This window comes from Thermogemmatispora tikiterensis, from assembly GCF_003268475.1.
GTDB classification, from domain to species: Bacteria; Chloroflexota; Ktedonobacteria; order Ktedonobacterales; family Ktedonobacteraceae; genus Thermogemmatispora; species Thermogemmatispora tikiterensis.
In genome coordinates this window covers 842514-854698 of sequence record NZ_MCIF01000002.1, presented here as the reverse complement: position 1 = coordinate 854698, position 12185 = coordinate 842514, and the positions used below count along the sequence as shown (strand labels likewise).

Annotated in this window: 8 protein-coding genes; 7 read left to right on the top strand and 1 reads right to left on the bottom strand. The window is 61.1% G+C overall.

Going from position 1 to position 12185, the window contains the following annotated elements; genetic code table 11:
* The first annotated feature begins 364 nt into the window (after positions 1-364).
* The 3 genes from A4R35_RS03610 (at position 365) to rsmG (ending at position 4776) form a co-directional block, all read left to right on the top strand.
* Positions 365-1768: a sigma 54-interacting transcriptional regulator gene (locus tag A4R35_RS03610; protein ID WP_112426627.1), complete on the top strand. Its 1404-nt coding sequence runs from the start codon at positions 365-367 to the stop codon at positions 1766-1768.
* A 147-nt stretch (positions 1769-1915) separates the two neighbouring features.
* A complete protein-coding gene (locus A4R35_RS03605) occupies positions 1916-4021 on the top strand; it encodes a VWA domain-containing protein (RefSeq protein WP_112426625.1) in 2106 nt (701 codons plus the stop codon).
* The gene (gene rsmG / locus A4R35_RS03600; protein WP_112426624.1) at positions 4021-4776 is read left to right on the top strand and encodes a 16S rRNA (guanine(527)-N(7))-methyltransferase RsmG; all 756 of its coding nucleotides are present in this window, start codon (positions 4021-4023) and stop codon (positions 4774-4776) included. The genes A4R35_RS03605 and rsmG overlap by 1 nt, the downstream gene beginning before the upstream one ends.
* 77 nt (positions 4777-4853) lie before the next feature.
* On the opposite strand, the gene A4R35_RS03595 is transcribed toward rsmG, so the two are convergent.
* Positions 4854-5894, bottom strand: coding sequence for an alpha/beta hydrolase family protein (locus A4R35_RS03595; RefSeq protein WP_112426622.1), 1041 nt, complete (start codon positions 5892-5894; stop codon positions 4854-4856).
* Positions 5895-6455: 561 nt separating this feature from the next.
* On the opposite strand from A4R35_RS03595, the gene A4R35_RS03590 reads away from it, so the two are divergent.
* From A4R35_RS03590 to A4R35_RS23835, 4 genes are all read left to right on the top strand, one after another.
* Positions 6456-7346 (top strand): FAD binding domain-containing protein, encoded by an 891-nt coding sequence (locus A4R35_RS03590; RefSeq protein ID WP_112426620.1) that lies wholly within the window; start codon positions 6456-6458, stop codon positions 7344-7346.
* 383 nt (positions 7347-7729) lie between these two features.
* The gene (locus A4R35_RS03585) at positions 7730-8269 is read left to right on the top strand and encodes a (2Fe-2S)-binding protein (protein ID WP_112426618.1); all 540 of its coding nucleotides are present in this window, start codon (positions 7730-7732) and stop codon (positions 8267-8269) included.
* A 6-nt stretch (positions 8270-8275) separates the two neighbouring features.
* Positions 8276-10669 carry an aerobic carbon-monoxide dehydrogenase large subunit gene (gene cutA / locus A4R35_RS03580; protein WP_112426616.1) on the top strand — a complete coding sequence of 798 codons (2394 nt, stop codon included), beginning with the start codon at positions 8276-8278 and terminating at the stop codon, positions 10667-10669.
* A 139-nt stretch (positions 10670-10808) separates the two neighbouring features.
* On the top strand, positions 10809-12029 hold the full coding sequence (locus A4R35_RS23835; protein ID WP_146747100.1) for a family 16 glycoside hydrolase: 1221 nt from the start codon (positions 10809-10811) through the stop codon (positions 12027-12029).
* Positions 12030-12185: the final 156 nt, after the last annotated feature.

Sequence of the window (12185 nt, the reverse complement as noted above, 5' to 3'; positions counted from 1 at the left end):
GAATAGGATAGGTTCCACACGTTTTCCTGGTGAGTGGGCGTTGGGAGACCCCCAGGCCCGTGGCCGGCCAACAGGGCGGGGCGCGGGACGCTGCAGGATCTCTGCCCCGTTGCCAGCCAGTCTGTCTGCCTGAATCACTCGATCAAGCAAGGGCATCGGCGGCGGGCGGCAACGCAGCGGCTGCCTTCGACCGGCTGCTCGCAGCGGTTATGCTCCTGTGCTGGATCAGCGCATTGGTCCGTGGCACGCCACCCATGAGCGTGGCCCTGGGCCAGGTCGAGAGAGCGGAGCGCTGGGGCGCGAGGAGCGCCGGAGGCGCAGAGCGCACACGTAACCACCCCCGAGAAAGGTAGCTTAGAGCGGAATGACCATCACAACACAACCGCGCACAATCGGAGAATTACGTGAAAGTGGCTACAGGGTCCTCTCCGTCAAAGAAGAGATGCGCAAAAATCTCATCGAGAAGATGCGTAAAGGAGAGGAACTGTTTCCCGGGATCATTGGCTACGAGGACACAGTGATCCCGCAGATTGAGAACGCGATCCTTTCCGGCCAGGACATCATCTTCCTCGGCGAGCGTGGTCAGGCCAAGACGCGCATGGCGCGCAGCCTGGTCAACCTGCTCGATGAGGAGATACCGGTCATTGCTGGCTGTGAAATCAACGATAATCCCTACGCGCCGATTTGCAAAGCGTGCCGCGATAAGGTAGCTGAGCAGGGAGACAAGGTAGAAATCGCCTGGCTCCCGCGGGATCGCCGCTACAGTGAGAAGTTGGCCACACCAGACATTACCATCTCCGACCTCATCGGTGAGGTCGATCCCGTGCGCGTTGCCGAAGGGCGCTATCTCTCGGACGAGCTGACCATCCACTATGGCCTGATCCCTCGGACCAATCGCGGTATCTTCTGTATCAACGAGCTGCCCGATCTGGCTGAGCGCATCCAGGTCGGCCTGCTCAATATCATGGAAGAGCGCGATGTCCAGATTCGCGGGTATAAGATTCGGCTGCCGCTCGATGTCTATGTGGTGGCTAGTGCCAATCCCGAAGACTATACCAACCGTGGGCGGATCATCACGCCGCTCAAGGACCGCATTGGGTCCGAGATCCGCACTCACTATCCGCTCGATATCGAGCATGAGATCCAGATCATGGAGGCGGAGAGCAACCGCTTCCCCACCGATGGGCTAGAGGTCGTAGTGCCACGCTTCATGAAGGAGATCGTTGCCACGGTGACCCACCTGGCGCGGCGCAGCAACGACATTAGCCAGCGCTCCGGTGTCAGCGTCCGTGTCTCGATTACCAACTATGAGAACGTGGTGAGCAATTCCTGTCGCCGCGCTCTCCGGCTGGGTGAGCGCGTAGCGGCTCCGCGCGTGAGCGATCTCTCGGCGATCATCGCTTCTACCAGCGGCAAGATTGAGCTGGATACTGTGGGCGAGGTCAAGGAGGAGCGTGTCGTGGGCCGCCTGATTAATGGGGCAGTGGCGGAGGTCTTTGGCCAGTACTTTGAGCCGCGCGAATTCGAGCAGCTCCTGGCTGGCTTTGAGCGCGGCCTGAGTGTGCAGGTCGGCGATGATCTGCCGGCGATGGAGTACGTCAATCAGCTCTCGCGCGTCGGCGGGCTGAGCAAGGCCATCGATAGGTTGCAGGCTCGCGGGCATCCCGCGACCATTGCGTCGGCGGTCGAGTTCATCCTTGAGGGCCTCCACCTGAATCGCCGCCTCAACAAAGACGAGGTGAGTGGCAAGATCCGTTATCGACGCTAAGAGGCTCACTGCGGCTCCCCCTGTCCTGTTATGGACTGCCGCCGAGCTGGGCTGGACTGGGTGCGCCAACGGGCGGGTAGCAGCACGCTGGCGGCGGCTTCGTCCCAGCTGAAACGGGGGGCAGTGGGGAGCAGAGGGAGATTTCCCATGTTGAAGCGCTTTTTCCGAACCCGCTACGGCTATTCGCGCTGGGATGGTACCCAAGAGATCGAGGGACTGGATGCCGATGACATCATGCGCGCCCTCGCAGATGACTACCTGGAGCAGGGCGATTTGCAGCAGGCCCTGCGTCGCCTGATGCAGGATGGTATGCAGCGGCCCGATGGGAGGCGCAATCTCGGCCTGCGCGAACTGCTGGAGCGGCTACGCTCTCAGCGCAGTCAGCTGCTCAATCGTTATAATATGGCCTCCGGCGTCATGGATGATCTGCGTCAGAAACTGGAGGAGATTAAGCAGCTAGAGCGCGAAGGGATCGAGCGCCGCCTCAAAGAGGCTCGGGAGCTGGCTGAGGCCGAGCAGGCTCGTCAGACTGAGCCCGCAGGTTCGCCCCAGGCCCCGACCGACGAAGATACTGCCAGCAGCGATGCGCTGACCCCTGAGCAGAAGCGCCGCATGCTAGAGACCATCGCTCAGCGCAAAAAGCAGTACCTGGAGAACTTACCTCGCGATCTGCCAGGACAGATTAAAGCCCTCTCCGAGTACGATTTCATGGAAGAGGCGGCGCGCGAGAAGTTCAATGAATTGCTGGAAAGCCTGCGCCAGCAGATGATGCAGCAGTTTTTCCAGGGCATGCGGCAATCGCTGCAGAGTATGACGCCCGAAGATATCGCCCGCCTGCGCGAGATGATCCGCGAGCTGAATCGCATGCTGCGTGAACGGCAGCAGGGTCTCAACCCGGATTTCGACTCCTTCATGGAGAAGTATGGTGAGTACTTCCCCGGGGTGAATACGCTCGATGACCTCATCGAGCAGATGCAGCAACGCATGGCAGCCATGCAAGCCCTGCTCGAAAACCTCTCGCCGGAGCAGCGCCAGGAGCTGGAGAATCTCATGGAGCAGCTCATCAGCGACGATCGCATCCGGGTTGATCTGATGGAGCTGGCCCAGAACCTGCAGGCTCTGGCTCCCCTGGACGACTATCGCATGCGCTTCCCCTTCCGCGGGAGCGAGCCCCTGCCGTTCAACGAGGCTCTACGCATGATGGGCCGGCTGCAACAGATGGAGGGTCTGGAGGAGCAGCTCCAGCAGGCGCGACGCCTGGACGACCTGGAGGCCATCGATAGCGAGAAAGTCCGCGAGCTGCTCGGCTCTGATGAGTATCGCTCTCTGGAAGAGTTAAAGGCCCTGATGAAGATCCTGGAGGAGGCCGGCTATATTCAAAGGAAAGGGAACCGCTGGGAGCTGACGGCGCGCGCCATCCGCAAGATTGGTCAGAAGGCGCTCCAGGACATCTTTGACAAGCTCAAGCGCGACGGCTTCGGACGCCACGTCAGTCCTTTCCGTGGTCCTGGTGGCGAGCGCACTGATGAGAGCAAGCGTTACGAGTTCGGCGATCCCTTCTTGCTGGACCTGCAAAAGACGGTCATGAACGCCGTCTACCGCAATGGTACAGGCACGCCGATCAGACTCTCTCAGGAGGACTTCGAAGTCTACCGCACGGAGTTCACGACGCAGTCGTCGACGGTGCTGATGCTCGATATGAGCATGAGTATGATCTATAACGGCTGCCAGCAGGCAGCTAAGAAGGTAGCGGTAGCCCTGGAGAGCCTGATTCGCTCGCAGTTCCCGCGCGACAACCTCTACATCGTGGGCTTCTCATTCGTGGCGCGTGAGTACAAGCCAGAGGAGCTGATCGAGATTGGGCGCTATGATCATAGCCAGGGCACCAATCTGGCCCACGGGTTGATGCTGGCCCGCCAGCTGCTCTCACGCCATCGCGGGGTCAACAAGCAGATCATCCTGGTGACCGATGGGGGCCCGACGGTCTGGTACGAGGAGGAGCTGGGAGGTTGGCAATTTGCCTACCCACCTAACCCCTGGGCCGAACAGCAGGCGCTCCTGGAAGTCCAGCGCTGCACGCGTGAGGGGATCACCATCAACACCTTCATGCTCGAAGATGATCGCTGGATGGTCAGCTTCGTTAACCAGATGGCCGAGATCAACCACGGGCGAACCTTCTACACCGATAAGAACAACCTGGGTGAATACTTGCTTGTTGATTATCTCAACAGCAAGCGCAAGCGGATCTCGTAATGAGCGAAGCAGAGGAGACGCTGCAAGCTTTTATAGAGCAGCTCTATGCGCAGGCGCCCGAGGCCGCTGCCCAAGCTGCTCAGGCTCTGGCCCGTTTCTTGCGCTACCGTGAAGAGCTGCTACGCTGGAATGAGCGCGTGAATCTGACCGCTATTGTCGATCCCGAGGAAGTGCTAACACGGCACTTCCTCGATTCGTTAGCGATCCTGACAGCGGTCGATCCACCAAGCTGTCGCCTGCTGGACATCGGCAGCGGTGCGGGCTTCCCCGGTCTGCCGATCAAGATCGTGCGTCCGGCCTGGGCGGTTACCTTGCTGGAGGCGACAGCTCGGAAGGTGGCCTTTTTGCGCCATGTGTGCCAGGTGCTGGAGCTGGAAGGGATCACGATCGTGCATGGACGGGCTGAGCTATTGGGGCGTGATCCGACCTACCGCGGTGCCTTCGACCTGGTGACGGCGCGGGCCGTGGCCGCCCTGCCAGTCGTGTTGGAATATGCGGCCCCCTATTGTCGGATGGGTGGCACTATTGTGCTGCCGCGCAAGGGTGATAGTCCCGAAGAGATGGCGCAGGGCCTGCGGGCGGCGGAGCAGCTTGGCCTGACGCTTGAGGCTCAGCTAGCGGTCACCCTGCCCGGTCTTGATGACGGGCGCTATCTCCTCCTCTGGCGCCAGCACCAGCCTTGTCCTCTCCACTTCCCCCGCAACAACGCTGCCATCCTCAAGCGCCCTGCCGGTGAGCGTCTCGGTGGGTACTGAGGGCCGGTCTGGCTGACCGCTCCCTCAGCACCCACAAGAGGTACAACGAAAGGAAACGCAGAAACGCAAACAAAAGCTCATTTGAGCTTTGAAGGGAGGGGTGTCTTGCACAAGAGCGCGTTGTTGATCGCTTGCGCCACCGCCTGCTGGATCAGGTAACCGGTCAGCGAGTGGGGATCAGCGGGATTGTTCTGGACCGGCGTGCAGATCACTGCCTGCCCGGGAGGTCCGGGAAAGAGCGGGGCAAGCGCCGGGACAAGCGCGACAATATCGTTGGGATCATAGAAATTCTGCCAGGTGGCGACATTGGCAGGAAACGGGTGCTTTTGCCCAGGGGGCACCAGTGGTAGCAGTTCCTGGTAGATGAAAGGACTCAGCCCCAGAGGCGACCCCAGGGTGATGAAGGCGGTAATCGGAATCTCGCGATGCGTGTTAAGGACGTCATAGGCGACGACCGTCCCCAGGCTGTGAGCCACTACAATGATCGAGCGGCCTGCTTGCTGACGCAGGAGCGCGAGCAGACGCCCCATGACCTGGGTCCGTAGCGCGGCGTTATGCAGGTAGAGATCGACATCGCTGACAAAGAGTCGTAGCAGCTCGCGGGGCGCACCCAGAATGTGCTCTAGCCCCTGGAGAATGTGCACCAGGAGTGAGTGCAGCCAGACGAGACCACCCCCAGTATGGGGCGAGAACGCTGCTGGAGCCTGCTCTCCTTCAGCGCTTCCGCTCTCGATCAGTCCGCGTTGGTGCGCTTCGCGCAGAATAGCTCGCGCTACATTGATCTGATAGAGCGGGTCTGCCGCTGTGTGAGCCGTGAGCTGGGTGGCCTGCTGCACACTCGGGGCCGTCGCTCCCCGATAGCTGCTTATTTCTCCTGGCCAGGTGACTGCCGTGCTCAAGCGCTGACCAGCAGCCCCCCCGCTTGCAGGAGCCAGGGCGGCATCCGGGAGAAAGAGGTCGCCATAGAAGGCCAACAGGATGCGCTCGCGCCCGATCGCGACTGGCGCCGGGAGTCTCCCCAGGCCCTCCAGTATGCCTCCCTGGAAGTCGGCCAGGATCTGGTCCTTCAAGTGCCACTGTTCGCTTCTTCCATGTACACAGACGATAACGCTATCCACTACTCGTTCTCCTTCTTCTAATGCTTAAGCAAGCAGCCGCGCCACGTAAATGTAAATACTCTCTTATTCTATTGTACTGATTCGCAAACATATACATATGTAAAAGCAGTGGGAGCAGAGAGAGGAGAAGATGCGGTGAGAAGGGCAGGCTAACGGGTGGAAGTAAGTGGAGAAGGGCTGGTGAGCAGGGAGGCTTGACAGCAGTTGGGAATAGGGGTACTCTTTTGGGTATTCCCTCACCCTTCCAGGCCGGGTCAGTGCTGGGAGTGGGGCAAGAAGAGCGGTCGCCTGTTGGCCTGGTCCCCACCCTTGGGTTCAGGTGGGTCAGGGTCTGATCCAGGCGGCAGGCCTGGCCTGGAGGCTCGGGCCGGGCCGGGCAGACACCTGGCAGGCGAGCTGCCTGGGGGAGCGGAAAGAGAACCAGGCGTTGGAGCCAGGTTCAGCTAGAAGCGGCGACCTGGGCAACGCGATCCGCACGCAGGGGAGAAGTCGTTGGCGTTCTCTGGAGCTGAAGCCGAGGGAGAGAGCGCAAAACGATCAAGACACTCGGAGCAAGCAGCGATGAAACCACCACGCTTTCAATATTGCGCGCCGCGCCTCCTTGACGACGCGCTGGATCTGCTGGACCGCACTGCTGAGGAGGCCAAGATTCTGGCGGGTGGCCAGAGCCTGATGCCGCTCTTGAATATGCGCCTGGCCAGGCCCGCCTATCTCCTGGACATCAACCATATTTCGGAGCTGCACTATATCGAGGAGGAGACAGACTACCTGGCGATTGGCGCTGTGACCCGACAGCGACAGGTTGAGCGCTCGCCCGCAGTGCAGCAGAAGCATCCGCTGCTGGTCGAGGTCATCCGCCATATCGGCCACTTCCAGATTCGCAATCGCGGGACGGTTGCAGGCAGTATTGCCCACGCTGATCCGGCGGCGGAGCTACCTGCCCTGCTGGTCTGTCTGGACGGCATGGTGGTGGCTCAAAGTGCCCACGGCGAGCGCCTACTGCCAGCGGCTGACTTTTTCCAGGGTTATCTGACCACCGAGCTGCGTCCCAATGAGATGGTGACCGAGGTGCGTTTCCCCTGGCTATCACCGGCTGCTGGCTGGGCCTTTGCCGAGTTCGCGCGCCGCTCCGGTGATTATGCGCTTGCTGGGGCCATTGTGGTGCTGACGGCAGGACCTGATGGGCGCTGTAGCTCGGCGCGCCTGAGCTATCTGGGAGTGGCCCCAGTGCCGCAACGCGCTGGCGCGGTGGAGGCGCTGCTCGTTGGGACGACCTTGGACGCAGCCACTCTGGAGGAGGCTGCGGCGGCAGCTCGCACGCTCGTCAGCGAGGAGATGCAGGATATCCACGCTACCGCCGAGTACCGCCGTGAGCTGGTCGCGGATCTCACGCGCCGCCTGTTGCCGCTGGCCTGGTCGCGCTGCTTGCAGGCTCGCTCCGGGCCGGCCTGAGCCGTTGCCGCCATCAGAGAGAGGTATGCCCACCTGTGCCCGAGGCAGACCGCCCAGCATCTACAGGCCCCGCCCAGGGGCCATTCCTCTTCTCTGTTCTTTTCTTTTTCTCTCGTCTTGCCTTGCAAGCCGTCAACCAGCCAAGTGGCTAAGAGCGCGTGACAGGCCAGAACGAGACAGCAAGTCGCGGCCTCGCCACACAAGCGTCCACGCGCGGCCTGCCGGGAGTAAAGTGAGCAGGCGCGACCTTGCGCGACCTTGCTCACAGATCAAGCCGGCCAAGCAGCAAGCGGTCAGGCTGCCTGACCAGCCTGTGAGGTGGACATGGTGTTCGTTCCAGCCGGCTGGCAGCCTGGCTAGTAACGAGAAAGGGGTTGTTGCCTATGTATGCCTTCGATGAGCCTGGGTCTCCTCCGCAGTTCTGTGAGGAGTATGATCTGACGGTGACGGTCAATGGCTGTCTCTATCAGCGCCGCATCCCGGTGCGCATGCTCCTGTCAGATTTCCTGCGCCATGAGCTGCATTTGACTGGCACCCATGTGGGATGCGAGCATGGCGTCTGTGGCTGCTGTACGGTACTGCTCAACGGGGAGGCTGTGCGCTCGTGCCTGCTGCTGGCTGTGCAGGCGGATAACATGGCCCTGACCACCATTGAAGGGCTGGCTGGCAGCGCCGAGGAGCTGCACCCTATCCAGCGGGCTTTTCAGGAGAAGCATGCGCTGCAGTGCGGCTTCTGTACTCCTGGTTTCATTATGTCGGTCCACGCCTTCTTACATGAGCATCCTGACCCGGATGAGCGGCAGATTCGCCAGGGATTGGCCGGTAATCTCTGCCGTTGCACGGGCTATCAAAACATTATCGAGGCCGTCAAACTGGCTGCCCAGTATCTGCGCAGCTCTCAGTCTCAGAGGGAGGAGGCATAAGCGCCTATGGCCACACGCTGGTTTGGTGCTCCGGTTCAGCGCTCCGAGGACCCGCGCTTGCTGCGTGGTCGGGGAACGTACGTCGATGATATCGATTTGCCAGAAATGTTGCATGCCGCTGTCTTGCGCAGTCCCTATGCTCATGCCCGTATCAAGCGCATCGATGTCTCGGCAGCGCGCGCCCTGCCTGGTGTGCACCTGGTCTTGACGGCGGAGGATCTGGGCGAGCTGCTGGAGCCATCGCCGCTGCTGGTACCACACCCGGCGTTGACGCAACCGCGTACACAGCTGCCTCTGGCGCGTGATGAGGTGCACTATGCTGGGGCCGCCGTGGCTTTTGTGGTGGCAGAGGATCGCTATCTGGCCGAAGACGCCCTGGAGCTGATTGATGTCGACTACGAGCCGCTACCAGTGGTGGCCAGTCTGGAACAGGCGGCGGCTGAGGGGGCTCCGCTGGTCCATGCCGATGTGCCCGGCAACGTGGCCGCCCATCTGGTGCAACGTGTCGGCGATCCCGAAGGGGTCATCGCTTCTGCCCCCCATGTGCTGCGCGAGCGCTTTGTGATGGAACGCGGCTCTGCCATGCCGATGGAGGGCCGGGGAGTAGTCGCTCGCTGGGACCCGCACGAGGGGATGTTAACCTGTTGGATCTCGACCCAGGGGCCGATCCCCATCCGCAATGGTCTGGCGGCCATGTTCCGTCTGCCAGAGCATAAGGTGCGCGTGGTGGCTCCCGACGTGGGTGGTGGTTTCGGCACCAAGATTATGATGTTCTACCCGGAAGAGATCCTGACGCCGCTGGCGGCGCTACGGCTGGGACGCCCGGTGAAGTGGATCGAAGACCGCGCCGAGCATTTCCTCGCGGCGAACCAGGAGCGGGGCCAGATTCACGATGTGGAATACGCCTTTGATGACCAGGGCATTCTGCTGGCTGTGCGCGATGTCTTCTTGCACGATACCGGGGCCTATACGCCCTACGGGATCATTGTGCCTATTATCACGGCCTGCACTCTGCCTGGCCCCTATCGCTTGCGTCATTACTACAGCGAGTTCAAGGTCCTCTATACCAATAAGGTACCGGTCAGCCCTTATCGCGGCGCAGGCCGCCCCCACGCGGTCTTTGTCATGGAGCGCATCATGGACCGCATTGCGACAGAACTGGGCCTTGATCCACTGGAGGTACGCAGCCGTAACTTTATTCGGCCCGATGAGTTTCCCTGGGATGTCGGCCTGGTCTATCAGGATGGCGGGCCAACGATCTACGATAGCGGCAACTACCAGGCTGGCCTGGAGCGCCTCAAGGAGGCTCTGGGATACGAACAGTTTCGTGAAGAGCAGCGACGGGCACGCGAGCAGGGGCGCTATCTGGGCATAGGGGTGGCCTGCTATGTTGAGGGCACGGGGATCGGCCCTTACGAGGGGGCCCAGGTGCGCGTCGAGTCGGATGGACGAGTCTATGTCTCAACGGGCGTGACGACTCAGGGGCAGGCCCATCAGACAACCTTCGCCCAGATTGTGGCAGATCAGCTGGGGGTCGACCCGCGGGACGTGCTGGTGACGACGGGGGACTCACAGGCATTCTACTGGGGCGTTGGCACCTTTGCCAGCCGGGCCGCCACAGTGGCCGGTTCGGCGATCCATCTGGCGGCGGTCAAGGTCCGTGAGAAGGCCAGGCAGGTGGCGGCAGACCTCTTTGAGGCCTCGCCAGAGGATATCGAGCTGGCCGATGGCAAGGTCTTTGTGCGTGACGCTCCTCAGCGGGCCCTGACACTGGGTCAGGTGGCCATTGCCTCCAATCCGTTGCGCTATTCTTATGGAGAGAATGCTCGCAAGCTGATGCAGATGCAACTGGCCGGGCCACGCCCTGGCCCTGCGCTCCCTGAAGAACGTGGTGGTCCGGGACTGGAAGCGACAGCGTTCTATAGTCCCCCGCGCGGGACCTTCGCCAGTGGAGTGCATGGGGCCATTGTCGAGGTCGACCCACGGACAGGAATGGTCACCTTTCTCAAGTATGTGGCTGTGCACGACTGTGGACGAGTGATCAATCCGCTAGTGGTTGAGGGTCAGGTGCACGGAGGTGTGGCCCAGGGTATTGGGGGAGCCTTCTACGAGCGCCTCGTCTTCAATGAAGAGGGGCAGCTGCTCAACGGTAGCTTCATGGATTACCTGCTTCCTACGGTCGAGGAGATCCCCCCACTTCAGGTTGAGCATGTGGAGACCCCTTCACCACTCAATCCGCTCGGAGTGAAAGGGGCGGGCGAGGCCGGTACTATTCCGGTGGCGGCCCTCTTTGCCTCAGCCCTGGATGACGCGCTGGCGCCCTTCGGTCTGCGCATCCGCGAAATGCCACTTGATCCATGTCGTCTGCAGCAGCTGCTCAAAGAACATCAGAACACTTGAAGCGCGTGGATCGTGTGAGATACCGCGATTTGTGAAAAATTACCGGTAGACATTCAGGCGGCGATATGCGATACTCAACCTGGCTAGCCATGCGTGTGAGCCGAGTATGCCAACCAAGAAGAGTGGAGGGTCCTATCTCATGTCTTCAATGTATCCTCCGTATGAGGGTGGGGCCGCAGGTCAGGTCTGTCAGCGCTGTCGGATGCCGTTAGCTCCAAACGAGATCTATTGCAGCAACTGCGGATACTATAATGCACCGGCTAGCAACCAGCCTGCGCCATCGAATCCAGGAGTCCCCTGGGGAGGAGGGGCTGGAGGCTATCCTCCAACAACCTACGGTCAGCAATATCCGGGCAGCGGAGTACCATCGCAGTGGGGCCAGTCGGCCACCCCTGCTCCGACTCCCCCGCCGCCGTCCTCGCCGGGCTTCAGTGGAGCGCCGGGCTACTATGGGGGGGCGCCGTCCTCGCCGCCGCCCTCACCGGGGTACGCTTTCCCTGACCAGGTCAGTGCTCCTCCTTATCCCTCCCCGCCCCCGGGCGGCTATCCCCCCCAGGCAGGGGGCTATCAAGTACCGCCCTTGCCGCCCGTTCAGCCGCCTGAGCGGCCTCGCGGGGGGCCGAATTTCGGTCTGATTGCCTTGATTGCGGTGGTCGTCCTGGTGCTGGTGCTTGGTGGGATCGGCGTCTTTGCTCTTACCCATCGCAGTGGAGGAACCACAGGAACCCTGACCCCAACACCCGCGCAGAGCACGGGGGTCCCAACTGCTACGCCGCTATTCAGTGACAATTTTGCTAACAACAATCACGGCTGGGATCTGACCAGCGTGCCAGGTCGTTACTCGGTCAAGCTTGGGAACGGGCAGCTCCTCCTGGAGGAGGATAACAACCGCATTCTGCCAGAGTTCGTGCCCGGCAAGACCTTTGATGACTTCAGGCTGGACGTGGACGTTGCTATCACGAAGGGAACCCAGGAGAACAGTGGCTTCGGTGTCTATATCCGTGCCTCGGCTAACCAGAATACGGAGCTGGCAACCTACTATCGCTTTGCCATGTACGGGGATTCAACCTACGCGATCTTCAAAGGCGTGGTCGATTCCTCGGGTCAGCCACTTGATGATCAGAAGCTGGTTGGCTACCTGTCGACCACGGCCCTCAAGCCGATCGGTCAGGTCAACCATGTTGAGGTTGTCGCCAAGGGGTCGACGATGACGCTCTCAGTGAATGGCCAGACACTCAACAGCGTGACCGACAGCAGCTATAAGAGTGGCTCAATTGCCCTCTACGTCTCGAATCTGCCCGATACGCCCAAGGGAGTGGTCGTAGCTTTCTCGAATCTGGCGATCTATCCTGCTTCCTGAGCACGGTGGAATAGCCGGGGAATAGCCTGCCCACTCCGGCCCATTGGTTTGCGCTTCGGGCCGGGTACTGAGACCACGGGTGAGAGCCAACAGACCGGGAACTGGTAGACTGGCAGACCGGCAGCGTGGCAATGGAGACCGGTGCCTCCCTGACCA